Below are 25,982 nucleotides of genomic sequence, written 5' to 3' on the forward strand. Positions count from 1 at the left end.
ATGTTTGAAACGACTTGCCGGATTGACTTTTCAGCGGTCCAGCAGGCGTCTTACCGCCTTCAGCAGTTCGTTTCCGCGAAATGGTTTTGCGATAAAGGCCGAGGCTCCCTGGTTCAGTGTGTCTTGAATCCTGCCGTCAGCCGAATAACCGCTGGCAATCAGAATTTTTAGGGACGGATCAAGGGCCAGAAGTTGTTTCAGGCATTTTTTCCCGCCCATGCCCGGCATGCCCAGGTCCAGGATGACCAGATCAAACCGGGATGGATGTCCCTGGAAAACATTCAGGGCCTCTTCTCCATTGGCGGCGGTTTGGACTGTGTATCCCTTATTCTCCAGAATAAGGGCGCTGGATTTGCGGATGGCAGCTTCATCATCCACCAGAAGAATGGATTCATCGCCCCCTGCAACCTCCTGAATAGTCAGGACCGGCAGGTTAAGGCGCATGGCTGTCTCATGGACCGGCAGATAAACCCGGAAACTTGTTCCCTGACCGAGTTCGCTGTAACAGGTTATCTGTCCGCCATGTTCTTTAATGATCCCATATACAGTGGAGAGGCCCAGGCCGGTTCCCTTGCCGATTTCCTTGGTGGTGAAAAAGGGGTCAAAAATTTTATCCTGGGTTTTTTTGTCTATGCCGGAACCGGTGTCGGTAACGGTGAGTATAAGGTACCTGCCTGGTTTTATTTCCAAATGTGTTTCACAAAAATCCTGATCCAGATCCATTGAAGTGGTGGCGAATGTAAGTTTGCCTCCTTCGGGCATGGCGTCACTGGCATTGCTGGCCAGGTTCATGATTACCTGGTTCAGCTGGGTCGCATCCGCCATAACCGGTTCCAGTTCCTGCCCCAGCTTGATCTCAATCTCAACCATTTTTGGGATGGTTCGTTTAAGTAGATTAATACTTTCCAAAAGCTGCTGGTTTAAATCAATGAGCCTTAAGTCGGTTTCCGATTTACGGCTGAAGGTGAGGATTTGTTTTACCAGCTCTTTGGCCCTTTCCGCAGCCACTATAATCTGGGAAAGATTGGCCGAGATCTTTGTTTCCCCCTCAAGGCTCATCTGGGCCAACTCTGCGTGTCCCATTATTGCGCTTAAAATATTATTGAAATCGTGGGCAATTCCTCCGGCGAGGGTGCCTATGGCCTCCATTTTTTGGGCCTGTAGCAGTTTGTCTTCCATAATTTTGGTTTCTGTGATGTCTTTTACGTGCACAACCACTGCGGAGACTTCATTTTTGGCGTTCTTGTAGGGAAAATACCAAACATCCATGTAGCGTTGACCCAGGCCGCGGTATTTGAACTCACTTTGATATTGGATAATTCTTCCCTCAAGGGCGGCGTCAAGGTGGGATTTGATGGTTTTTTCAAAGGCTATTTGAGAGTTGATTTCAGCCACGGAATGACCCACTATATCTTCTCTTTTTAGGTCATGGTTTTTTACATAGGCTTCATTCACCGCTTCGTACACATAGTCTCTGTTGACCAAGGACATCTGATCTATGGATGTGTCTACGATCCTTTCGTATTTCTTAAGCATATCCTCGTAGGCGATCTGAGCGCTTATGTCCTGAATATCGCATACAAAGTACATGGGGTGGTCTTCTTTGTCCCGGATTAGCACATAGGAGATCCTGGCCCATATCTTCAGATTCTCAAGAGACAACAGCCTGGCTTTCATCTGAACACCAGTCTCTTTATTCTCCAAAAGCGCCTGATCACACGCATCCTTTTCCGTTAAATGATCAGGATGAATTATCTCTTGCCAGGATTTCAGGCGCAGTTCCGAGACTTTCATTCCCATGATTTGGGCAAAGTATTTGTTAACCCTTATGAATTGTCCATCCACCTGTGCAATGGCCCTGCCAATGGCAGCATTGTCAAAGGCGAGCCGGAACCTGGCCTCACTCTGCTTTAAGGCCTGATGGGTTTTTTTGTGCTCCTGGTTTTCATGGCTTAGCTTTTCCAGGTTTTTTTTGACTTCCTTGATTGAGTATTTCACTAAGATCATAAGGAGAATCAGAAGCAGGGTGGTCAGGCCAACGGCGCTCCAGATATAGTTTCTCTGGGCCGCCCTGATATCGTCCATGTATTTGCCTGTGCCGATATAGCAGTCAAGCTCTGGGATGCCTATTACAAATGAATATTTTTCCTGGGGCCTTCCCGAGGCGGGGGCCAGGTAGTGGTATTGTACAAAACCCTTGCCTTGCGGACTTTTGGCGGCCTTGATCAGTTCTTGAATGATAAATTTTCCATGATGGTCTAAAAGGTCCCACATATTGGTCATTTCCTTTTCCGGCTCAAAGGGCTGGACCAGCATGGTGCCGTCGTAGGAACTCATGAAAATATAGTTTTTGCCGCTATGGTCGTGATAGGTCATTCTGCGGACCATGTCCCTTATCCGGTTCACGGCCGTTTGCTTGTTGATTTTTTTTTCGTGGAAGTCTTTTATGATCGGCTGTATGGCATTGCGCGCCATATGGACCATTTGGCTGAGGTTGCTGAGCCTTTGGTTTTTGGTGCTCTCCATGTAGCGGTGGGCCAGAAAGAACGATACCACAAGAAAGATGATCCCCAATAATATGCCTAAAATCAGAATTTTATAAATAGCAGGGCGTAAGAGGCTTGTGGCTTTTGGGCTATTGGTTTTCTTACTCATCAATTTTGACCTTTTAAGATGGCTCTCTTTGATTTTTAGAGTTTATTTTTAATGTTAGCATGGAATTTTTTTGCCTTTCCCCGAAAAGGCGGGGCTTGTCTCTGAAGCGGGGATAATTTCCAACGGCAAGCGGATTCCCTGGCCGGTGGGTTCTGGCCGGATTCCGATGTTTGTTTGTTGGTTTTTCCCTCTCGGAAGTCCTTTGGCATCTATATTTATGGTATTGCGCGCTATCAGGACCATTTGGGTGAGTTTACCGCACCTTTGTTTACAAGCTCTTATGAGGGATAAAGTGGTCTGGTGGCCTGGGGGGAAGCGATCTTTAGGTTGTTCAACCAGCTTATACAGAATTCCGGAAATTCAGGTTGCCAAGTAAAAAAGGCGTCTGACCTTGGGAAAAATACTGTAGATCAAGGCCAGAGGATGCCCTTTCTGCTTTAGGGTTGACTGGGTTAGGGCCAAATACCCTTTTCAATAATAGCTAAAAAAAAAGTAGACGAACTAAAAAGTTTGTGATAGCAAACCATTTACACTTTTATAAATAGTCCGAGACAACAGGACACAATTTTTCCATAAGGAACTGATAGGCTTTTTTGAGTTAAGGCCTCTGAGTCCTTGATTGAATTATAAGTAATGAAAACTAAGATCACTAAGCAAAAACAATGGATCTCTGTCAGGCATTCCGTTGCCGGACGGATTCGGATAAGGATTCGCCAAAAAGCATGCGACCTGAGCCTTGACAAGGCGGGCAGCTCTGTTCGTGATTTAAAGGGCGTTTTTCTGGTCCGGATAAACCAGGGATGTCGAAGCCTGGTTATCAGCTATGATGAGTCTCAGTTAAATCCGCAAACAATCCTTGATTATCTTTATAGCCTGACTGGAACCCTCAGGGTGGTTTCAACCGCTAAAAATACTCCTTGCAAGAAAATATCCAAAAATTCATGTAGTTGCTTGCAGAATTCTAAAGAGCGGCCCCTGCGTAAACCAGCCCGACGGCTTTTGGGCCTCTCCGCAGTGGGGATTGGTGTTTTTATCAGGACCAACCTTTTGGGGCTTGGTGTTGCCCAGACCCTGCTCAGTCCCTTGGGGCTGATTACCGCGGCCGCGGCTATTCCCATGATCCTCCATGCCTGGCGGGAAAGGAAAAACGGGAAATTGAGCCTGGATGGCTTCCTGGGCGGCAGTATAGTGCTGGCCGTTGTCATGGGCGAGGCCATGACTGCCCTTGAGATCCTCTGGGTGGACAGTGCAGCGGGCCTGCTCACCGCGTGGATAACCGAACGTTCGCGCAAAGCCATTTCCCGGATTTTGGATGTTACCAGCCGCAGCACCTATCTATTGGTGGATGGGGTGGAGGTTCAGGTCCCGGTGGAGGAGGTGCAGGTTGGCGATACTGTGGTCCTGCATACTGGGGAAAAGGTGGCTGTTGACGGACTTATCATTGACGGCGAGGCCATGCTGGATGAATCCCCCATAAACGGCCGTGCTGAATATGCCGCCAAAAAGAAGGGGGATGAGGTTTTTGCCGGAACCTTTGTGCGTAGCGGAGTTATTTATGTCCGGGCCGAAAAAGTAGGGGATGAGACCTATCTGGCCCGGGTGCTGCACATGGTGGAAAACTCCCTTGAAAATAAGGCCCCCATACAGGGAGTGGCCGATGACCTGGCCAAAAAGCTCATAAAGATCGGCGGATTCGCCACAGTGGGGACCCTTTTGGCTACAGCCAGTTTCTGGCGGGCCTTCACCGTGCTTCTGGTAATGGCCTGCCCGTGCGCAACGGTTCTGTCTGCTTCCACGGCTATAAGCGCCGCTCTGAATGCCGCAGCCAGGCGTAACATCCTGATCAAGGGCGGGCGTTATCTGGAAGAAGTAGGCCGCATGGATACGGCTTGCTTTGACAAGACCGGCACCATTACCACCAATCACCCCATAGTGGCAGCCGTCTCTCCGCTTTCCGGGATCACGGCTGAGGAAATGCTTTACCTGGCTGCCAGCGCTGAGACCCACAACCAGCATCCCCTGGCCAGGGCTGTCACTGAAAAGGCAGAGCAGATGGGCATTGTGCCCGGCAGGCATGCGGTCTGCGAATATTTCCTGGGCCAAGGGGTGCGGGCGGAGTTGGACGGCTCCCTGATCCTGGTGGGAAGCGCCAAGCTGATGGAGAAATACCAGGTCAGCCCGGGCAAGTCGGCCGCTGATGCGCGGGAGATGGAAAGCCTTGGCTTGACAGTGCTTTACGTTGCCAAAGACGGGCTGCTTCAGGGGGTGTTGGGCCTGGCCAATCCCTCACGCCCCGAGGCTCTCTGGATGCTTGACCAGCTGGCTGAATCCGGGCTTAAACACAGAATGATGGTAACCGGGGACGCAAAGAGTTCAGCCCTGGCCCTCTGCCGGGAGATGGGGTTTGAAAAATGCTACTATTCGGTGATGCCGGAGCAAAAAGCCCGGATTGTAGATGACCTTAAAGCCCAGGGATTGAAGGTGATGATGGTCGGCGACGGCATCAATGACGCCTTGGCCCTGGCCCAGGCAGATGTTGGCGTGGCCATGGGGGCCGGCGGAGCGGAAGTGGCCATTGAGGCGGCTGATATTGCCTTGGTCAATGACGATCTTAAGGGCGTGGTTTACGTGCATAGCTTAAGTCGGGCCACCATGCGGGTAGTGCAACAGAATTTCTGGCTGGCCACCGGCTCGAACCTGGTGGGGGTCGTGCTGGGCGCTTTGGGTATGCTGAGCCCCATGGCTGCGGGACTTTTGCATATAGTGCACAGCTTGGGTGTGCTGGCTAATTCCTCCAGGCTTTTGGGGTACGAAACACCCAAGGCAAAATCAGGGGGAGTACTGGCTGATAAAGAAATGATGATGCTGGAAACAGAAGCAAAGGAAGCAGCTTAAGAAGGGTTTTTTCTTGATAAGTTTTATATTATTTAAATTTGTTTTAAAAACTATAAAATAATTGTGAATTCACCAATTTATGAATAACTTGTTGCTTTTTCAGCATTATAAAAGTAAATCCTAATTTTTTGTGCCCGGCTATACTTTTTCTGTATGGCCGGGCATTTTGCTTGAATTTTGGTTTTAATGTAAATAACTATGTATCTGAATAGTGGCCCTTGATTTGCTCAGTATTGATCGTACTAAAGTTGATTGAATATGAAAATAGTATGCTTTTTTAAGGCTAACATGCTGAAGCTATTTAGAAATCTTAAAGGTTTTTTTGTTTTTTTTAGGTGGTAAGACTTTATACTGAATGTATTGGCCTAAAATTTTAATCAAAAGTAGGGGAATAGCCTTTTGAATTACGCATTCTTGTATGAGCTTAGGGGATACCTGCAAGTGGCGCATCATGTTCCCGGCAGGATTCGCATTAAATTTGATCCTGCCATCATCGCGGCTCCTCAGGCTGAGGTTTTCAGTAAGTGGTGGCAGGAGAAGAAAAGCCAGGGTAACGGCCTTTCCAAGGTGGTTGTCACTCACCGTTTTAATATGGCTTCACGTTCATTGGTTTTGGAATACGACCGCAAGAGAGTTGATTTTAAACTATTGGACGAACTGTTCAATAGCAATGATTTGAACCGCGTAACTTCTTTGATTAATCAACTGGCCGAAGATATCGGCCTGGACAATTAAAAATTAGGAGGCAAGGAATTATGTCTTCCCAGGACACTAAAAATTGCCCGCAGCCAGAGGCCCAGGCCCCGCCTGTTGTTGAACCGGGGCAAGGCCCGGTGGATCCGGCCATGGGGCAGGCGCAAGCCGGAGCGCCTCAACCTGCCCAGGCCGCCATGGGCGCTGATCAGGCCTGCTCTTGCGAGGAAACCCAAGAGGGCGGCTATCAGTATGGTCAAGAAGGCTGCCAGGAACAGGCGCAAGGTTATGCTGCGGCAATGGATGCACCTCCCCAGGCCCAGCCTGCGGGAGGCCCTGACATGATGGGCGGTCCGCCTCCCCAGGCCCAACCCATGGGCAGCCCTGATGCAATGGGCGGTCCGCCTCCCCAGGCCCAACCCATGGGCGGCCCGCCTCACCCTCAAGAGGGGTGCCATACAGCTATGTTGGGCGCCGCCTATGGCGCCATGCCCGGCATGATGGGCGGCCCCCAGCCCCCGTATCCGGGCATGATGGGCGGCCCCCAGCCCAGTCACCATGGCTCGGATTGCCGCTGCCATGAACACCCAATGTCCGGTATGCCCCATGCAGGGATGATGGGCGCTCCCGGGGTTGATGCAAATAATCAGTTTGGCCAGGTCTTCGGCATGGTAACCGACCTTATGAATGGTAAGGCGGACATGTCCAGCATGGCTCAGTTCCTGGACACCTCAGACCCCCGTTTTTGGAAGGGCGCTTTGGTGGGCGCTGCCTTGGCCCTGTTACTGACCAGTTCCAGCGTTAAAAACAGCATCTCGGGCCTTATGGGAGGGTTGTTCGGATCTTCCCAGGACCAGGATGAAGAATAAGGCTGCGGCCAAAAGGAGATTTCAAAATGAGCATCCCTTACAACAAAAACACCGGTGGCTACTATGTGAATGACCCCTATTATCAAAACCGCAGCGTCAGCTACCCGGCTCAGGGAGCTGTTTCCCTGGGTGGAGTGGGAGCCGTGATCGGGGCGGTTGGTGCGGCTGCAGCCGTGATCCCCCAGGTTAACAATAGTGAGATCACCAAAAGCCAGGCTGCTGTGCATGTGGCCAAGGAAGCGGCGGGCACCGGCTTGGCCACCGCGGCCGCCGGAGTCGTAATGCGCACCGTAGGGCTGGGGGGATTCACCGGACTGGTCGGTATGTTCGCCGTGGCCACTGGGGTGAAATACCTCTGGAATCGCACAGTGGATGGCCAGGTCAAAGCTCAGCCTGAAAAGGCGGAGTCCAAAACCACCAAGAAAACCGCCAAGAAGTAGCTTGCCCCCGTGGCCGGTGAAAGGAGTCACTTAGATGTCTTATAGTCATTACCCTCCTCCGGGCGCTCCGCCCCAGGCTACGGACTGCGGTTGCCAGGACCAGGCCCAGGCCGGGGAATATTACGGCAGCCCTGAGCAGACCCAGGCATATTACCAGGCTGCCCAATATCCGGAATATCAGTCTCAATACTATTACCAGAACCAAGCTCCCTCCTCGGGAGTGTCAAGTTGGTTTGCCGTAACTGATTCCTGCTATCTCAAGGGAATGCTCTTGGGTGCGGGTGTAACCCTTCTGTTGACCAACCCCACGGTGCAGAAGACCATGGTCCGCGGGGCGGTCAAATTGTGGAGCGGAGTCCAGTACGGCCTGGAAGAAGTCAAGGAGCAGATTCAGGATATCAAGGCTGAATTGAGCCTCAAGGCTGACAAGGAAGAAGAATAAAAAACGCCACATCTCCGGGCGCTCCGGTTTCGGTAGGGAACCGGTGCGCCCGGATACGGGGAAATTATGGCAACCAAGGATAAAAGCGGATTAGATGATCGCAGTATGGCCAAATGGGGAATGGCCGCCTCCATGGGAACCCTGTTGGTGACAGGGCTGATGGAGACCAAAAAGGGGCGCACCGGCAACACCATGCGTTCCGTACATCTTTGGTCCGGCCTGGCCCTGGTGGGGTTTTCCCTTTGGCATTATTCCCTTTACCAGCGTAAGCGCTGATAAAAGGAGCCTCCCTTGGCGCTTGCGGAACTAAAACGGGCCCATATTGTCCATGAAACCCCCAATAGGGTGAGGCTGCGCTGCACCCTGCTCTACAGGCCTGAGTTGGACCTTGACTATGTAAAGGCCATATTGAGCTCTTTTAAAGGCGTGACCCAGGTGCGATTAAACCCCAGGGCCGCCAGCATAACCGTTCATTACGACGGTCGCTCCGGGGTGAAGGAGCTCTTAGTCTCCACCCTGGATAATTTGCCCCAGGAAGCCTATCTGCCCAGGGTTCAGGAAAACGATCAGATGGATCTTCTGAACGTGACAGCCCTGGGCGCCTTTGCCCTGGTGAGTCCGTTTTTGCCCCGGCCCTTGGCCAAGGGCCTCTCCTGGCTGGCCGCCGCCCCCACCTTGATGAAGGGTGTGGAGACCCTTTTATCCAAAGGAGTCAAGGTGGAGGTTCTGGATGCGGCGGCAGTGGGCATGAGCCTGGCCCGGGCGGATTATTTCACAGCCAACGCCATTGTGGCTCTTTTGACTTTAGGCCGTTATCTGGAATACACCAGCGACAAAAAATCCGTGGATCTGCTCACCAGTCTCTTGAAGCCCCAAGTGGAAAAGGTTTGGGTGGAGATTGACGGGGCAGAGGTGAGTATGGCGGCCGACCAACTGGAGATCGGCAGCCTGGTCATAGTAGGTTCGGGTGAGATGATTCCGGTCGACGGCAGGGTCGAAGAGGGGGAGGCTTCCCTGAACCAGAGCTCCATAACCGGTGAAGCCGCCCCCAGGCATGTTGCGCCCGGTGACGCTGTTCTTTCCGGGGCGGTGGTGCAGGAGGGGCGCATTAAGATCAAGGCCGGCCAGGTTGGCAACCAGACCAGCATGGCCAGGGTCAACCGGTTTTTGGAAAATTCCTTGCGCCATAAATCAGAGCCTGAACGCCGTACGGAAGAGCTTGCGGATAAACTGGTGCCCTTTTCTCTGGGCCTGGGCCTTGCCGAGTATGCCTTTACCAGAGATTTCAGGCGCGCAGCCAGCGTGCTGACGGTGGATTATTCCTGCGCTCTCAAATTGGCCGGCCCGGTGGGGGTGCGCACCAGTATGTATAACGCCTCTCAAAGCGGGGTGATGATCAAGGGCGCTCAGGCCCTGGAATCCATGGCCGGGGTTGACACTATTGTCTTTGATAAAACAGGCACTTTGACCACTGGTGATTTAAAGGTTACCCAGGTGGTGCCCTTTAATCGCCTTTCCGAAGACCGCCTATTGGCCATGGCGGCCGGGGCTGAGGAGCACTACACCCACCCAGTGGCAAAGGCCGTCGTGAAAAGGGCCGAGGAAAAAGGGCTTCCTCTTCCGGCCATGAGCCAGGTTGATTTTATCGTGGCTCACGGTATCAGCGCCTATGTTGACGGCATTAGGGTTTTAGTGGGAAGTCATCACTTTATCTGCGAGGATGAAGGGGTGGACACCAGCCAGGCCGATCTTATGGCCTCGAAATTCAGACAAGAAGGCAAATCTATCTTGTATGTGGCCCGCAAAGGGGTGCTGGAGGGGCTGGTGGTGATGGAGGACGAAGTAAGGCCCGAAGCACCCATGGTTCTGAAAAACTTGAAGGAACAGGGCCTGAAAAAGATAGTGGTCTTGACCGGAGACCATATGGAGACAGCCCGTCATCTGGCTGATAATCTGGGGGAGGTTGACCAGATTCACTGGGAACTTAAACCGGAAGATAAGGCGGAGATTGTCAAGGGTCTTCAGGCCCAGGGGACCAAGCTGGCCTTTGTGGGTGATGGCGTGAACGACGCCCCGGCCCTGGTTTCGGCTGATGTGGGCATATGCATGCCCCTGGGAGCCGATTTGGCGCGGGAATCAGCCCAGGTGCTTTTAATGCATGACGATTTAAGAGGCTTGGCCGTGGCCAGAGAGATAGCGGTGCGCTCTCAGAGTACACTTAACCATTGCTTCAGGGCCACCCTGGCCTTGAATACCGCAGTTCTGGCCTTGGCCAGCATGGGGGTTCTCTCCCCCCTGACTTCGGCCATCATGCATAATACAAGCACCATATTGACCCTTGGCTACGCCACTACCAGGAGCATGGCCAAGACCAAAATGGCCGAGAAAAATTAACAACCAGGAGCTTGGGCGATCGCCCAAGGCTTCCCGGCTTTTACCCAACTAAGGGGGGATAGAGACCATATCATCATGCCCAAAAGCAGATTTATCACCCTCAAGGATGCGCCAAGCGGCAAAATCCTTTTAGTCTCGACCATCACCGGCCATGACCTGGCCTTGGAATTGGCCAAAACCGGTCTGCAGGAAGGCGTGGAGATAGTCAAATCCCGCGAAAAGGTGCCCTTGACAGCCCTGAGGGTGAGGGGGCCCAAGGGTGACGCAATATTAAGCGGCAAAATGGCATCCATGATAATGGTCCATTTGGACGACGGCTCCAAGGCCCCTCTCATGGATCTTAAACCCGGGGAGCAGGGCCATGTGGAAGGCCTTACCGCCACCACTCCCCTTACCAAGGCCTTCGCTATTTTGGGCCTAAAGGAAGATGACCGCATAACCCTGCTGCGAAGGCTGCCTCCCATGGCCTATATCACCTTGATAAACCAAAAAAAGCGGATAAAGATTCCCGAAGCCACCGCAGCCAAGATCTGGGGGCGCATGGGCGGGGTGGAGATGCAGTTTTGCTCGGCCCAAAAGGGAGCCCGGTTTGAGGTTCTGGAGCTTTTCGGCGGTCCCCCCAGGAAGGCGCAGATGAAATCCCTGGGCTTGGAAAAAGGGGCCGAGCTGATTTTGGAAGGGGTGGAAGGCGCTCAGACTGTAAGTGTCGGGGAGCATCATCCCGTCTATGTCACCACCAAGGACGGACTGCGTATTCTCTTACACCCTCAGGCGGCCAGAAACACCATGGTGCAGGTGAAGGATTAGGCCGCCGCACTTAAATGAGATAAAATCAGCTTAGTTGCTTTTCTGGGCAATGGTTGCCTTGGTGGGGCTCTGGCTGTGTTTTTAAGGTGGTTATTGTGCGGGGCAAGGGAGAAGAGGCAGCTATCCCTGTTGGGCCAGACTGGGTTTTGTACAGACGAATCTGGTGTAGGCCTCTATTTTTTTCTCAAGGCGGGTTCCCAGAAATTCATTGGCCGGTCTCAGGCAGGTGAGGATTAGTTTGGCTTCATCATGATAGGCGGCTATTTTGTCCATGCTCCAGTGGCCTGGCGGAGTCTGCAGATTGGTGATGCGGTCAGCGAGTTTTACCATCCATACTTCCCTGGGCTGTCGTTGAATCCGATCCAGGCTGTCTTTCATTTGAGTTTTTTTGTTTCCAACCTTTTTATTTTTGCTTAAGGCCTGCACCCCATCGGCTACGGCAATACCGAAGCGCTCAGCCAAATCCACATGCACAATCTGTGTATCTTCAATGGTGTCGTGTAATAAGGCGCATTGCACTGCCAGGTCGGGGTTGGCTACCTGGGGATCGCAGGCAATGGCACTCATCACCTCCATGGCTACATTGGCCAGATGATTTACATAAGGCAGCTCAGTGCCGGGTAGAGCCTGGCCCTGATGAGCCTGGCAGGCGAAACGCCAGGCTGTAATGAATTTGTCTTGTTGCCAAAGATTCATGGGTGATCCGTCTGTTTGGGCTGTGGAATAAAATTTCGTTAATTAATATGCTAATCCGGTTTTTATAATTTGTAAACCTGAAGCATTACCGGGCTTAAAAAAACTTTTTCCAACACAGCGAGAGCAAGAAAAAGTGGAAAGGATCAAACGTGACTAGTTTTGCATTATTAAAAAAATAAATATATTTCAATAAGTTAATATGAGAATATGATTAAATCGTTATTTTTTAATGCTATTCTGTTAGTACTATTAATCAGAGCTAGTTGAAATTAATTCTCTTCTTGCACATGGGTAACGCTCAGCTTTTTATTAGTAAATTAAGTAAGGGTAAATGATCTGTTCCCCTGCTGAAACAGGCCGTCACTGCTGGTTTGACGGTTATTAATTTATTTTCAACAGGCTTTTGTAAAAGAATCTTTCCGGTGTACCTGGCAGGCCGTTTGAGGCGCCCCGCTGAATCCCTTTCTCCAAAAAGGATTGAGCCATGGAGTACAGTAAATTAAAGACCTATACCGGCTGTGTTGCACCACTGGTTTTGTTTTTGCTTTCCGGGTCAGTGGTTTTGTATTTTATGCTTGAAGATGCAACGGATTATGGCTGGCTTACCGGCTCCCCTGGGGTTGGGTTTTTGCGTGGTCCTTTTGCACATGGCCTTAGTGACCCCCCATACACCAGTGGCTCATGGTCAGGGGATTGAAAAAGGGGTCGGGCCCGGGGTGTCTGGCCGCTTGGCGAATTGGGCAACCAAAAACAGAGTGTTACATAGGCCCTGACGGACTGTGGTTAAATGGCAAATCACGGTTTTGGGGGCAAAGCCTCACCCTGGATCTGATAGATATTGATCTAAAGGAGACCGGATTCGGAGAGGCTCTTGTATTTAAATTCAGCGAGGACTTGGGCAGAAGCCCACATTACTTTGACCTTGAACTGCCTGTGCCGGTAAACCAAAGCGAAAAGGCCCGCAACCTGGTAAAGGCGCTTTTTGAACATAATATCATTTTGGATAAAAAGGGCAGGCGCAAGGAAGGCCTGCCCTGATCACACTATTCAGGCCCTGTTATTATCGAGCGCCTCGCGTATTATTTTTAATAACTCTTTAAGGCGATAGGGCTTACCCATAAAACCATAAGCTCCCTTGGTGATGGATTCCTTGGCTTGGGCCTGGACCGAGTAGCCGCTGGCTATGATAACCTTTAAGCTTTTGTCTTTTTCAAGTAGCTGTTCGAGGCATTTTTCGCCACCCATTCCGGGCATGTTAAGATCCAAAATAACCAGTTGAATTGAATTGTTATGATTGTTGAATATGTTAAGGGCATCTTCGCCGCAGGGAGCGGTCAGGGGGGTGTAGCCGAATCTTTTTAGAATCGAACTCGCAGCCTCCAGAATGCTCGATTCATCGTCAACCAAAAGAACCGTCTCAGTGCCCATTAGCTCCGCATCTATAAATTGGGTGTTCTTCTTTACTTTTTGAACCTGGTCGCAGGCAGGCAGGTAGATGTTAAAACTGGTTCCCCGGCCTGGTTCACTATGGCATGAGATATCTCCTTTATGGCTTTTGACTATGCCGTAAACAGTGGCCAGGCCCAGACCGGTTCCCTGGCCCGGTCCTTTGGTGGTGAAAAACGGCTCAAAAATCCTGTTTATGGTCTTTTGATCCATACCCATGCCGGTATCCGAGACCTTAAGCAAAATATACTCTCCCGGCTTAAGCCCCGGCCTGCCGTTATTCCGGACCGAACCCAGGGTGATTCCCCTGGTTTCAATCGTCAAGATGCCGCCGTTTGGCATGGCATCTTTAGCATTTACTCCCAGGTTCATAAGTATCTGCTCTATCTGGACCCGATCACCTGAAATATTTTTTAACTTAGGGCTGAGGCGCTGCTCGATGGTAATCATTTTGGGAATAATTCTGCTTAAGGTCTTTACCGACTCTGTGATTTCATTATTCAGGTCAAGGGGAACAAGTTCCACTTCCACCTTTCGGCTGAAGGTTAGAAGTCTTCTCACCAGTTCGGCGGCTCTGCCCACTACTTCGCCTATCTGATCAAGCTTTTCCCTTTGTTTCGGTTTGTCAAGGTCTTCAGCGTAAAGCATCTCCACATAGCCTGAGATTGACTGCAAGGCATTGTTAAAATCATGGGCCACTCCGCTGGCCAGACTGCCCACCGCCTCCATCTTGCGGGATTGGTCCAATTGCATCTGCATTTTGAGCATTTTTTTCCGGGCCAGCATCTTTTCCGTTACATCCCTGGCCGAGCCGCTGACCAGGGGGGAAGCCTTATCCTTTCCGACAAGATTGGCTCTGCATTCCAGATAGTGTTCACTGCCATTCTTGGCCAAAATTACATAACGCCCCGTTGTATGCCCGTCTTTTAGAAGTTCTTCCAAATATTTTTCCCGGAAACGGATCAATTCCCCCTCAGGTGAGAACCGGCTGATTTTTTCACCCTGGAGTTCCCCGGGTTGATATCCCAGGCTCTTGGCAGCCAGGGGATTGATGCTTAAGATGCGGCCTTCCAGGTCATGGGTGTATATGAAATCACTTATGGAGTTGAAAAGGCTGCGATAGCTCTCCTCATTTTGTCTTAACTTTTCCTCGGCTTTTTTACGTTTGGTGATATTGGTGGCGATCTCCATACGCACCAGGCGGCCGTCACTCCAGGTGATGGCCCTATCCCTGCACTCGTACCATTGGTCCGTATTTTTGAGATACAACTCCCTTTGTTGCACGCCCGTGGAAATGCGCCCCGAGGAGTCGGTGAGTTTATGGTTGTTGCAATCCTTGCAAGGGCCGTTTTTACTTCTGCCGGTGAGCTTCCAGCAGATTTGCCCCACCCCGTCACCCCAGATTTGCTTGGCGTATTGGTTTAAAAACAGGATTTTGTTGGTTTGAAAGTCAGAGACATAGACAATGCCGTCCAGACTGTCCAACACGGACTGAAAACGTTTATGGGTCCGTTTTAGGGCATGTTGGGCCTGTCTGCGTTCTGATATTTCTTTTTCCAGGTGGGTGGTTCGCTCCTTTACCTTGGCTTTGAAGTGCCTGGTCGCCATAAAAAGCCCCAGCAGGGCTGCAAAACCACAGGAAAAGGCTGCAAACAAGAGATGCCCCAACTCATGCTGCCCTTGCAGCGGGACGCATAAGGATTCTATGGCCCTGATGCCCCCCACCTGGTCTCCAAATCCACCGTCTCCGTTATAATGAAGCTTTAACTGGGGAGGCGCTTGCTCGCGAGTTCCGTGGCATTTAAGGCAGGCTTTTTTGGTCTTCAGAAAAGGCAGGGCCACATAAAGGTGTTTTTGACCTTTAATTTCGATGAGATCCCGATAACTCTCAAGGTCCGGCTCCTTATTGAATCTTTTGATTAACTTTTCTTCCAGAGGATTGGCCCGGTTCACCGGGTTTCTGGGATTAATGGCAGCCAATTTGTAATAGAGCCGGGGCAGGCCCGCTTTTTCCCTTTCCTGGTTATAGTACTCGTGTATGTTGCGCACCATGTAGGAAGATGAAAGCAGGGCCGGGCTATAAAAATTTTCCGGCAGAATGCCCCTTCCCTGCAGACGGTAGAGCGCGGGATGGGTGTTTTTCTGTATATAGTGATGAACGCCTTTGTGGGATAAAAGCATGGCCCTTATGTTTTGTTCGGCCTGGCTTATCATATAGGCGTTCACGAGATAATGGATCGATCCACCCAGCAATAGGGTCACACTCAAGAACAGAGCCGCCATTTTTAAGAGCCGATATTTTGTCTTTGTGCCTTTTTTCTTAATCACTTCCGTAGTTTTACTCTTCATATAGGCTCCGGCTGAAGGGGAAGCCTTGCTTCACCCCAATTGGATAGATTCTCGTTTATGTGGGTGGTGATAGTGGCAGCGGAGCGGCAAACAGGACAATAAAATGCCTGAAACAACTATGAGCCTCAAACATGGGGGGAGTCCGTTGCTTGCTTGATTTTTTATTATAACCTATCAAAGGCAAAACCTTAACTCTGGCCGGGAAACCGAGGATTATTTTTTAAAAATACTTGTTTTACAAAAAGATTAAGGATTGATATGCCCTGTTTTTTTTTGGGGATGGACGGAAAAATGCGCGCCCTTGCCGTTAAAAGGCAGGGGCTTTACCAGATGAGGACTTAAAGATACAATTTTCCTTCAATTACTTTTACTGCTTGGCCGCCGATTTTGACCTTGGGCGGTTCACCGGGTAAAAAACGGGCGTGCACCCTGCCGGGCCTTTGCACTTCAATCCCCTGTTCAACCTGATAGCCGACCTCCCCCTGTCCCAAAAGACCATGCTTGCCAATATAGGCGGCCACGGAACCGTTTCCCGACCCGCAGACCGGGTCTTCGGGCACTCCTTCGCCCGGGGCAAAGGTGCGCAGCCTGGCCTGGCAATTTGGGTCCCGGGCCTCTAGGCAAAATACGGTTATACCCACACTGCCCAATTCACGGCAGGTTCCGGCGATGAGGCTTTGATCCGGGAGAAGGGCTTCCATTGCCTTTACCCCGCTTACCTGAGCCACCAGCCAATCCACCCCGGTTGAGACAATCTCAGGCAAAGGTCCGGGTAGATTCTCTTTCGCGCAACCAAGCATTTGGGCCAACAAAGATGCTGGCAGGCCCACATGTTTATATGATGGAGTCCCCTGGGTCATGGTCAGCCTGGCCCCTCCCAGGTCCGGGGTGACCTCAATCGGGATAAGCCCCAGTTTACATTCCTGCCGGACAATGCCCGGCATTTCGTCTGCGCCCGGCCGGTCTTTTTGTCAAAAGGCGTGACATGCAGCCACAGTGGGGTGACCGGCAAAGGGTAATTCACTTTGGGGGGTGAAGATGCGCACCCTGTAATCCGCATCAGGGCCTTGAGGCTCAAGCATGAACACGGTTTCCGAAAGGTTCATCTCTCTGGCTATGGCCTGCATTTTTTCTGTGGGTATGTCATCCGCCTCAAACACGACCGCAGCCGGGTTGCCGCAATATTTATCAGTGGTAAAAGCGTCAATCTGCCAAAAGGATTTTTGCCGCATAAAGCCCTCTTTGTTGCCTCAGGTTGATATGTTACTGAAAGCGTGGAAGCATCCCTAGCAGCTTAGCCCATCCACCCCAATCAGGGTAATAAATGTTGTAAAGGGTCTTGGCAAGGTTTGTTCAATAGGGGCGGCGCCTGAACAGAGCACCTGGCAGGGTTTGCTGTTATTTTCAGTACAATGCTTTTGGCATGGCGTGGCCAGAGAAAAGATGCTTGGATTTTTTAAATTTGGGACAAAGGTTTCTTTGATGGGGTGAATCGGCCGAACACCATTGTCCGCAGCCGTAATCCTTACTGTCATTAACTACGGTTTCCCCGCAGTTGGAGCAGTTTCTGGTTATTTCGTCTTTGAAAAATTCCACCATATGACCGCATGACTTGCATCCAAGCTCAAAGATGGAGTCAGAACCTCATTCAGACCAACCATTCCCACAGCATTTTCTCATTTTCCCGCTGCTCCTTTCAGCCGTTGGGCGTTTTTTTTAGGATCCGGGCGGTTTTTTGGGCTCAGCCGGGGGAAAAGCGACTTCTTCATATCTTAGGGCAGTTTAAGATGAATAGTTTTAATAGTCTATAGATAAATAGTATTTTTTTAAGCACGAGAACCAAAAAAATGGGGAGGGTGAAAATAAAAAAGAACCATTTTGGGGTTATTAAGTATTTCTTAAACTATTCAATTGCTTGATCCGTTTGAATATGAAATGGTAGGTTTCTTTTTAGTTATTAAATGATTACACATTAGTCTATAAATAAGCAGTAAATAGTCAGATTAATCCAAGCGGGCTACTGGTAAAAAATGGCCTGGTTTGCTTGACGACCCTAATTTAAATCCCTACACTGTTCCTATTCCATAATTACGAGAAATGGCTGGTTTGCGAAAAACAATTTCAGAATCCTTTTCGCGCAGACTTGAAAGTGCCTTTTAAAGGAATAAATCATGTTGCTGATCGAGGATTTACAAGTAGAGCTGGCAGGCAAGACCCTGCTCAAGCATGTGGATCTGGAGATAAACCCCGGAGAAACCCATGTATTGTTCGGACCCAATGGCTCCGGCAAGACTTCCCTGCTGATGGCCATCATGGGCTACCCTCAATACATGGTGACCGGCGGTAAGATAACCTTCAAGGACGTGGATATCACCCACATGCCCATCCACGAAAGGGCCAGGCTGGGTATTGGCATGGCTTACCAGAGGCCGCCCACCATCGAAGGGCTCAAGGCCAGGCAGATGGTGCAGATGTGCAGCCAAAATGGACACAATATAGACGACCTGGCCCGCAAGGTGAATTTTGAGCGGTTTTTGGAAAGGGATGTGAACGCAGGTTTGTCCGGCGGTGAAATCAAACGTTCGGAACTCTTGCAGCTCATGGCGCAAGGGGCGGACTTCATGATGTTTGACGAGCCCGAGTCCGGAGTGGACCTGGAGAATATGCACCTGGTGGGCAGGACTATTGCCGAGCTTCTGCAAAAGAGGCAGGAGCTGATTCCGATAAAGGATAAGTCCATCATGCGAAGAAGGCAGGAAAACACCAAGATGGGGCTCATCATAACCCATACCGGTTATATCCTGGATTATCTGGAAGCGGACAAGGGGCAGGTCCTGTTTGACGGAGTCTTGAGCTGCGCCACCAATCCCCGCGAAATACTGCGCTGTATCGCACAGAACGGTTATGAGGAATGTGTAACATGCATGATGCCGTCCAATTAAGGGAAAGGGCCCTGGCGGCCCGGGAGAAAAAGGCGGAGCTTGGTGTAGATATAGACCTGAGCCGGTTTAAGCTTGCCTCAGATGATCACAAAGGACATAGCCCTTTGGATGCTTTGCCCATGGCGGATCAGAGGCAATTGGAAATGGCCGGCCAGGATCTTACCGGTGAGAACAGGGACGGCTCCTTTTTATTGGCAGACGCCTCCACCGTGCATTGCAGCACCAAAACTCCAGGGCTCACCGTAACCCCCATTAAAGAGGCTTTGGCTCACCACGACTGGGTCAGGGACTATTACATGAACCTGATCCAGGTTGATCAGGACAAATACACAGCCTCGGCTTTTTTGAATCTGCACGGCGGGTATGTGATTCACGCCCAGCCCGGAGCCAAGGCAGTGCATCCCATGCAGGCCTGTTTGTACATGCAAGGGGATATGGTCCAGCAAAACGTTCACAATATTATAATTGTGGAAGAAGGTGCGGAGCTGCATCTCATAAACGGCTGTACCGTGAGCCCGGAGATCGAAAGCGGGCTGCATGTGGGCATAACTGAGATATATGTCAAGAAAAACGCCAAACTCAGCTTTACCATGATCAATAACTGGTCAAAAGGCATGTATGTGCGCCCCAGAGAGGCCATCATGGTGGAAGAGGGCGGCCAGTACTTAAGCAACTATGTCTGTATGCAGCCGGTCAGATCACTGCAAGGGTATCCCACCGCCCGCCTTGCGGGTGAAAACGCAGTGGCCCGCATGAACAGCGTAATCGTGGGGGATCCGGATTCTGATATTGATTTGGGCGGCCGCACTATCATGGATAAACCCGACACCAGGGCGGAGATTATCTCCAGGGCCATAACCAACGGCGGTAAGATTATGAACCGGGGTCACCTGGTGGGTAACGTGCCGGAGGTCAAGGCCCATTTGGAATGTCGGGGCCTTATCTTAAACGGAGGTTCGCTTTTGGCTGTGCCCATGCTCGACGGCCATGCCGAGGGTGTGGAGATGAGCCATGAAGCCGCAGTGGGCAAGATCAATCAGGATGAGATTTTGTACCTCATGAGCCGCGGCCTCACAGAGGACCAAGCCACGGCGACCATTGTGCGAGGTTTTTTGAACGTGGAGATTCCGGGGCTGCCGCCTGCTTTGAAGGCGGAGATAGACAAGGCCCTGGAGGCGGCTGATCAAAGCGGCATGTAGTCCCTGAAAAACAGTATTTGAATTAAAAAGGACCTGAAGTGCGGTTTTAAAAAGCGCTTCGGGTCCTTTTTTTACTGTTCGGTAACTTCAAAAATTTCAACCGGCTCTTTTACGTTTTTAAGGTGTTTTTTGCCCCGGCTGGTGAACTTGAATTTGCCTGTCACCCTTTTGGCGGTCTCCGGCCCTATCAATATGGCCCCTTCGGTGGCCTGGGCCCCGATGCGGGCGGCCACATTGGTCACCGGTCCGCTGGCCGTGAAGGTCCACCTGGTTCCCGCCACCCCTTCAAAGCGGCTGGACCCCACCATGGCCGAGCCTGAGTTGATGCCTATATTCACCACCACCGGCTGAAAACGTCCGGCCAGGTCCCGGTTCACCCTTTGCACGGTCTGCTGAATGGCAACAGCGGTTTTCACTGCGTGCGCGGCATGCATCTGAGGGTCCGCGTCCTGGAATATGATCATCAGGCCATCGCCTGCGGTTTCGTTTATATCGCCTTTGTTTTTGTAGATATCGTCTAAGAAGCTTGAGAAGTAACGCTCTATCAAAAAATTCATGTCTTCGCTGGCCACGTTTTCACTCATGCGTGTGTAGCCCGCAATGTCCAGGAACAGAACCGAGACGTCTTGCTCGCGTTTTTCCAGGTCCGGGTTTTCCGGTGCAGTCTCGATGAGCCGTTTAACCGACTCGGGCACGAACTTGCTCATGTGGGTCTCAATGTTTTCCAAAAGTTCAACCCGTTTGAGCGAAGCCGCCAGGTTTTGGTTGGTCTCCTCGAGCTGATGCACATATTCGGTGATATCCTTGGCCATGGAGTTGAAGGTCTCGGCCAGCTCTCCCATTTCATCACCCGGCCTTACATTGTGCACTCTGGTGTTGTAGTCCCCATTGGCCAGACGCCTGGCTCCGGCGGCCAACTTCTGCATGGGGCTGGTGAGGCTGAGCACCATGAGCAGAATAACCACCACCATGGCCCCCAGGCCGATAGCCGCCCAGAAAACCAGATGCTGGGTAAGGTCCACCACCGGTCTCAAGACCTGTTTTTCCGGGGCGACCACGGCAAAGGTCCAGCCCGGCCCCTTGATAGGTGCAAAGGCAAGCCAGGAAGAGCGGCCCGCCACCATGTCCTTAAAGCGCAGGATTCCGCTAACCCCCCTTATCATGCGTCTGCCCAGATTCCTCAACTCGGGGCGATTCCACTTTTCAGCCAGGGAAAAGATGGTCTGGCGCAATACCCAATCCTCTTTGGGACCGGCTAAAAAGGTTCCGCGTTTGGAGATGATAAAGGCGTGCCCTTCTTGGCCCGGAGAAATGCGCCTGACCATGCGGGCCAGCACTTTAAGATCAATATCCGCCGTGATAATGGCCTTCACCTTGCCCTTTACAACCACCGGAGCGGAATAGGTGGTCATCAGAGCGTGGCCCCCTCCTTCATCGTAATAGGGCTCACTCCAGGATGGCAAAGCCACCCGACTCGGTATGAGGTACCAGTTCTGCAAGGGATAATCATAGGTTTTGCTATCCAGACGGGCTATCTTGATTCCCTGGGGACTGCGATAGATATAGGGTGCAAAGAGTTTTTTCTGGGGATTGCAGGAATAGGGGGCGCAGGCCATGGCCATGCCGTAGATGTTTTTATTTTGAGCAAGGTTTTTTCTAAGCACCCCCAAGATGTCGGCCTGGTTCACCTCGCCTTCCCGGCTCAGCACTGTGCGTAGGGTCCAGGGGACTGTGGCCACCTTTTCCAGGCGAAGGGCAAGGGACCCTGCCTGGGACTGGGCCAGGGCCAAAAGGTGCTTTTGGCTGGCATCCAAAAGGGCCTGGCTGCTTTCTACATAGCTGATCCCCCCCAGGGCCGCCGAGACCAGGGCCACACCGGTGAGCACCACCAGAGTGAACCTGGGGCGCAGTTTCAGGAAATGGGGACGCAGCTTTGTTTTCATGGTTCACCTTGGGGTCTTGGGTGGCGGCAGATGGGCCCTTCTGGTGAATTGCCGCTTGCTTATGGGGCGATAAGTGAACTGCTGGTTCATCAGCACCTGATTGACCAGGGCCATGTCCCTGTGGTGCAGATCACCCAAGCCTTTTGCGCCGACCCGATGAAACACGATATCCAGCATTACCTTGAGCATCCAGCGTTGATGACTCTCATTGCTGGATAAAATGGTTTTGTCCACCCTGCGCATAACCGAGGCCAAGGCCTTTTCCGGGTCTTTCTGCGCTTCTCTCCAGCCGTCTAAGGAGGCCTTTACAAACCTGCGGCAAAGGTCGGGGTCCTTTTGCCAGGTTTCTTCCAGGGCATATATGCCGTCTTCGGGAAAGTTGAAACCCAGATCCGCGAATCGGAATATCTTGAGTTCGTCGTAATCAATGCCTGCCTGGTAAAGCTGGTGGTATTCGTTGTAGAGCATGGCTGTGGTTGCGTCCACCGCCCTGGAGAGTAAGGGATAAACCGTTATGTTCTGCGGCACCTCATGGACCAGAATTTCTTTGCTGGCAAAAAGCGCCCTCGGGGGCAGGGCAAATTGAAGCTGCCATATGCCGACCCTTTTACCCCACAGGTCTTGTATGTTTTCTATACCGGTGTCCCGGAAGCTGACCAAAAGTAGGGCTGATTTTTGAACAAGCTGGGCCAGGTGCACCAAAGGCGTGCCCCGGTAGCGCTGCAAGAGGGCCTCCACCAGCCAGGCCGTGGCAAAATCGCAGCGTTTTTCCTTAAGCTCGGTCAGGGGATTTATCTCCGGGCCGCCGGGAATGAAATTTACTTCAAGACCTGCCTTTTCATAAAGTCCCAGATCCTGGGCCAGGTAATAACCGGCAAACTGGGCCTGGTGTATCCATTGCAGGCGCACGCAGACCTTGTCCACGGCCAAGGCGGGAGGGGCGAGTAAGAAAATTAAGAAAGCCGGAAAAAGCAGCAATAAGGCTTTTTTCGGCAGTTGTTTTATATGTTGGTTTTTTTTGATAAACGATGCTGTCAAGGGTTTCCTCCTGTCAGCCATGCTAGCCCGCTTTGCCTTAATTGGCAAGATGGTTTGACGATAAATAATGATGACTGGTTTAGGGGGATTCGCCGGTTATGACGGGAGCCGCTTTCACCCATGTCCGGTTTTGATAAGGCAGGGTTGCCTCCCCTTTTGAGAGTGGGATAAAAAAGGCGGGCTCCCAATGCGGAATTTTATCCGGAATGGAAAGACCCGCCTTTGAAGTCGGCTTACCTTCAGCAAAAGGGATTTGGCAAACAGCCACCCTAAGGCTGTTTCCAGGCCCCCCAAGAAGCCCCTAGCTGAAAAGTTCCTTATGCAAAACAGGAACCGCTTTGTCCACGGCAGAGTCATCTACAACCATGGAGAAGTTGATGCTGCCCATGCCAAAGCTGATCATTTCCACCCTGGCTCCGGCCTGGGCCAGGGCGCCAAGGATCTCAGAACCCTGTCCTCTTCGCTTGGCCAGTTTATTGCCCACAACCACCAGCATGGTCTTGCCGTGCTCCATATCGCACTCGCCGTACTGCTTAAGCTCCGGTAGAGCTTTTTCCAGGGCTTCCCTGCTCTGGGTGGTGAAGGAGACCGAAATCTCCGAGGTGCTGATCATGTCGACCACCACTGCGTAGCGTCCCAGCACTTCAAAGACCTGGGCCAAAAATCCGGCCCTGCGCAACATGCGGGTGGTGGTTAAGGTAAAGACGGTTTGCCCCTCTTTGTAGGCGATACTGGTAACCCGGTTTAAGCCGTCCATACTTTGGCGGCCTATCACGGTGCCCGGATGAGAGGGGTGGTTGGTGTTCAAGACCCTCACCGGGATCTCTGCGTTCATGGCCGGTTCCAAAGTGGAGGGGTGCAGGACCCTGGAGCCGAAATAGGCCAGCTCCGCGGCTTCGTCAAAGGTCATGGAGGGGATATTCTTGGCATCCGGCACCACAGAGGGATCGGCGCTCATCACTCCGTCAGTGTCAGTCCAGATTTCAACCTCCTCGGCTCCCAGGGCCGAGCCCAAGAGAGTCGCGGTGAGATCCGAACCGTTCCTGCCCACTGTGGTGATCTCGCCGTTTTCGTTTTGGCCGATAAAACCGGTGACAATGGGGATAACGTCCGCAGGCACCTTTTCCTGAAAGGCCTTTTGCACCTGTTTTTCAAATCCGGGCAAGGGCCTGGCGTCTCCGAATTTGGAATCAGTGATAAAACCCAGATCCCACACATCAAATGCCTGGCATTTAAGGCCTTTTCTGGTGAAGAAGTCTGCAATGGAGCGCACGGCCATGCGCTCGCCAAAGCTGGCAATATAATCAAGGGACCTGGGGCTGAGTTCCTTCACCAGGCTGATGCCCCGCAAAAGATCGCTTATTTCGGTGAACAGGTTGGAAAGCAGATCCGGCGGGCAACCCAACGAGGCCGAGATTTCCGATTGATAGTCTATTACGTCGGGCATGGAAAAATCGCCCTTGACCGCTGATTTGGCCGCGCTTATGAGCTTGTCGGTCATACCTTTGTGGGCGCTGGAAATAACAACCGGCTTTTTATCGACGAGACCCTTTACTATCTCGAATACTTTTTCCAACTGAGTGCGATCAGCGACTGAACTGCCGCCGAATTTCATTACCAACATGGAATTCTCCCGCCCATTGTTAGATGGATTTAGGATTATTTGCGCCGGATATTTCGGCTGTTCGGGCATAAAAATGCGAGTAAATCAGATGATACCGCCTTCTTTGGAACTGAGCCAGTCAAAAAAGTCTGTAGTAACATGGGAAAACATCTGTCCGCCCCGGCTTCCCACCTGGGCGGCGGGCTGTGACAACGTCTTAATTTAACATTGTTTTCCATAGATAACTGTCACGGCATTCGTAGTTAATAAAAAAACTCCTGCAATTTTTAAGTGTTTTTGGCGGCGGCATAAGCAGCTTAAGCGCAGAAATGCGCCCCAAGACCGGGTTGATGCATGGAGAGTATTTTGATTGTCAAACTGTTAGGGTATATTGGTAGGTGTTTGCCAAAAAAATGCCTGCCGGGCGCGGTAAGCCAGCCGTTTTTCGATGATAACCGGCAAAGATTCTATTGGAAATCGGCCTTTAGAAAAGTTGTTTTAAAAAAGGAATGTCGCATTGTTTTTGGCTGGTCGGCATTCACCTGGTTTTTCTTTGCTAAAAAAGCTAGTTAAGGGGAATTTAGAGATGTTCAATCCGGAAAAACTTTTAGGGGGCCTCATAGGGGGCGCCATGGGCAAGGGCTCGGGCAGCAAAAACCTTTTAAACGTAGGTTCAGTGGGCATGGGTGTGCTCGGGGTGGCTGTTGCCGCGGCTGAACATTTTCTGGGCGGGGAAAAGAGCGGGCAACAGGGAGCAGCTGGTTCTACGGCCCAGACAGCCCCTCCGCCGCCTCCCGGCGCAGGTCAGACAGCCCCTCCGCCGCCTCCCGGCGCAGGTCAGACAGCCCCTCCGCCGCCTCCCGGCGCAGGTCAGACAGCCCCTCCGCCGCCTCCCGGTGCAGGTCAGACAGCCCCCCCGCCGCCTCCCGGCGCAGGTCAGACAGCCCCCCCGCCACTTCCCGGTGCAGGTAAATCCGAAGCCGTGAGTCAGGAGAAGAGCGACCTGGCGGTGCTTTTGATCAGGGCCATGATAGCCTCGGCCAATGCAGACGGTTACATTGATCAAGACGAGCGCGCCCAGATCGCGGGTAAACTCAATTCATTGGATCTGAGTGCGGAAGAGAGTTCCTTTATAACCAATGAATTGCTTTCCCCCGCCACCTTGGAGGATATCCTGCCCCTGGTTAAGGATCGGGAAACCGCAGAGCAGGTTTTTACTGTTTCCCTGATGGCCATAGAGGTGGATACCGAGGAGGAAGAGGAATACTTGAATAAGCTGGCCAAGGGGCTTGGTTTGGAGCAGACATGGGTTGATGAACTGAGGCAACGCCTCGACATTTAGGCTTGTTTAGCCTCAGTAGGTTTGATACGGGCAAGGGCATGGGCCTTTGCCCGTTTTTTGTGCCGCAGAAAAGGAAAGAACCATCCAAAGCCTTGGCTTGGGCGGTAATTTTTATAGAGATTGATCTTGGCGAGATTATTAGTCAAAATTAAAACAGGCTATAATGACTGGTGGTTAGGTTGATTTTTACCGGTATGAACCGCTTTCCCGGGATCCAAAGAACAGCGTA

Annotated in this window: 19 protein-coding genes and 1 pseudogene; 13 read left to right on the plus strand and 7 right to left on the minus strand. The window is 51.6% G+C overall.

Going from position 1 to position 25,982, the window contains the following annotated elements; translation table 11 throughout:
* Positions 1-30 precede the first annotated feature (30 nt).
* Complete coding sequence (locus X474_RS03690) at positions 31-2,556, minus strand: cache domain-containing protein (RefSeq protein ID WP_197281959.1); 2,526 nt, start codon at positions 2,554-2,556, stop codon at positions 31-33.
* Between the two features lie 732 nt (positions 2,557-3,288).
* Here X474_RS03690 and X474_RS03700 point away from each other — a divergent pair.
* From X474_RS03700 to X474_RS03735, 8 genes are all read left to right on the plus strand, one after another.
* Positions 3,289-5,550, plus strand: coding sequence for a heavy metal translocating P-type ATPase (locus X474_RS03700; RefSeq protein ID WP_044346831.1), 2,262 nt, complete (start codon positions 3,289-3,291; stop codon positions 5,548-5,550).
* A gap of 399 nt (positions 5,551-5,949) precedes the next feature.
* Positions 5,950-6,285, plus strand: a complete 336-nt coding sequence (locus X474_RS03705; RefSeq protein WP_156360603.1) for a hypothetical protein — start codon at positions 5,950-5,952, stop codon at positions 6,283-6,285.
* 20 nt (positions 6,286-6,305) lie between these two features.
* Complete coding sequence (locus X474_RS03710; RefSeq protein ID WP_044346833.1) at positions 6,306-7,112, plus strand: hypothetical protein; 807 nt, start codon at positions 6,306-6,308, stop codon at positions 7,110-7,112.
* A gap of 26 nt (positions 7,113-7,138) precedes the next feature.
* Positions 7,139-7,552 carry a magnetosome protein MamC family protein gene (locus X474_RS03715; protein ID WP_052514822.1) on the plus strand — a complete coding sequence of 138 codons (414 nt, stop codon included), beginning with the start codon at positions 7,139-7,141 and terminating at the stop codon, positions 7,550-7,552.
* A gap of 34 nt (positions 7,553-7,586) precedes the next feature.
* Complete coding sequence (locus X474_RS25985) at positions 7,587-7,994, plus strand: YtxH domain-containing protein (protein ID WP_156360604.1); 408 nt, start codon at positions 7,587-7,589, stop codon at positions 7,992-7,994.
* A gap of 66 nt (positions 7,995-8,060) precedes the next feature.
* Positions 8,061-8,270, plus strand: coding sequence for a hypothetical protein (locus X474_RS03725; RefSeq protein ID WP_044346835.1), 210 nt, complete (start codon positions 8,061-8,063; stop codon positions 8,268-8,270).
* A 15-nt stretch (positions 8,271-8,285) separates the two neighbouring features.
* Positions 8,286-10,388, plus strand: a complete 2,103-nt coding sequence (locus X474_RS03730) for a heavy metal translocating P-type ATPase (protein ID WP_052514823.1) — start codon at positions 8,286-8,288, stop codon at positions 10,386-10,388.
* A 75-nt stretch (positions 10,389-10,463) separates the two neighbouring features.
* Positions 10,464-11,195: a FeoA family protein gene (locus X474_RS03735; RefSeq protein WP_044346836.1), complete on the plus strand. Its 732-nt coding sequence runs from the start codon at positions 10,464-10,466 to the stop codon at positions 11,193-11,195.
* Positions 11,196-11,315: 120 nt separating this feature from the next.
* On the opposite strand, the gene X474_RS03740 is transcribed toward X474_RS03735, so the two are convergent.
* Positions 11,316-11,891: an HD domain-containing protein gene (locus X474_RS03740; protein WP_044346837.1), complete on the minus strand. Its 576-nt coding sequence runs from the start codon at positions 11,889-11,891 to the stop codon at positions 11,316-11,318.
* Positions 11,892-12,572: 681 nt separating this feature from the next.
* On the opposite strand from X474_RS03740, the gene X474_RS03745 reads away from it, so the two are divergent.
* A complete protein-coding gene (locus X474_RS03745; RefSeq protein ID WP_156360605.1) occupies positions 12,573-12,929 on the plus strand; it encodes a hypothetical protein in 357 nt (118 codons plus the stop codon).
* 9 nt (positions 12,930-12,938) lie between these two features.
* Here X474_RS03745 and X474_RS03750 read toward each other — a convergent pair whose 3' ends face one another.
* Together X474_RS03750 and X474_RS03755 are read right to left on the minus strand one after the other, a co-directional pair.
* Positions 12,939-15,686 carry a hybrid sensor histidine kinase/response regulator gene (locus X474_RS03750; protein ID WP_044346841.1) on the minus strand — a complete coding sequence of 916 codons (2,748 nt, stop codon included), beginning with the start codon at positions 15,684-15,686 and terminating at the stop codon, positions 12,939-12,941.
* Between the two features lie 338 nt (positions 15,687-16,024).
* A pseudogene (locus X474_RS03755) lies at positions 16,025-16,918 on the minus strand (PhzF family phenazine biosynthesis protein).
* A 939-nt stretch (positions 16,919-17,857) separates the two neighbouring features.
* Between X474_RS03755 and X474_RS03765 the strand changes: the two are divergent.
* Both X474_RS03765 and X474_RS03770 read left to right on the plus strand, forming a co-directional pair.
* Positions 17,858-18,628, plus strand: coding sequence for an ABC transporter ATP-binding protein (locus X474_RS03765; RefSeq protein ID WP_044346843.1), 771 nt, complete (start codon positions 17,858-17,860; stop codon positions 18,626-18,628).
* Positions 18,607-19,827, plus strand: a complete 1,221-nt coding sequence (locus tag X474_RS03770; protein ID WP_044346844.1) for a SufB/SufD family protein — start codon at positions 18,607-18,609, stop codon at positions 19,825-19,827. The genes X474_RS03765 and X474_RS03770 overlap by 22 nt, the downstream gene beginning before the upstream one ends.
* Before the next feature lie 71 nt (positions 19,828-19,898).
* On the opposite strand, the gene X474_RS03775 is transcribed toward X474_RS03770, so the two are convergent.
* The 3 genes from X474_RS03775 to X474_RS03790 form a co-directional block, all read right to left on the minus strand.
* Positions 19,899-21,770 carry a PDC sensor domain-containing protein gene (locus tag X474_RS03775; protein WP_044346845.1) on the minus strand — a complete coding sequence of 624 codons (1,872 nt, stop codon included), beginning with the start codon at positions 21,768-21,770 and terminating at the stop codon, positions 19,899-19,901.
* A 3-nt stretch (positions 21,771-21,773) separates the two neighbouring features.
* Positions 21,774-22,808 (minus strand): ABC transporter substrate-binding protein, encoded by a 1,035-nt coding sequence (locus X474_RS03780; RefSeq protein WP_052514824.1) that lies wholly within the window; start codon positions 22,806-22,808, stop codon positions 21,774-21,776.
* A 301-nt stretch (positions 22,809-23,109) separates the two neighbouring features.
* Positions 23,110-24,432, minus strand: coding sequence for an aspartate kinase (locus X474_RS03790; RefSeq protein WP_044346847.1), 1,323 nt, complete (start codon positions 24,430-24,432; stop codon positions 23,110-23,112).
* Positions 24,433-24,777: 345 nt separating this feature from the next.
* Between X474_RS03790 and X474_RS03795 the strand changes: the two genes are divergently transcribed.
* Together X474_RS03795 and X474_RS03800 are read left to right on the plus strand one after the other, a co-directional pair.
* Entirely contained in the window at positions 24,778-24,984 is a 207-nt protein-coding gene (locus X474_RS03795; protein ID WP_044346848.1) for a hypothetical protein, read from the plus strand.
* Positions 24,985-24,997: 13 nt separating this feature from the next.
* Positions 24,998-25,753, plus strand: a complete 756-nt coding sequence (locus X474_RS03800) for a DUF533 domain-containing protein (protein WP_052514825.1) — start codon at positions 24,998-25,000, stop codon at positions 25,751-25,753.
* Positions 25,754-25,982: the final 229 nt, after the last annotated feature.

Origin of the sequence: Dethiosulfatarculus sandiegensis (assembly GCF_000931935.2) — a bacterium.
GTDB classification, from domain to species: domain Bacteria; phylum Desulfobacterota; class Desulfarculia; order Desulfarculales; family Desulfarculaceae; genus Dethiosulfatarculus; species Dethiosulfatarculus sandiegensis.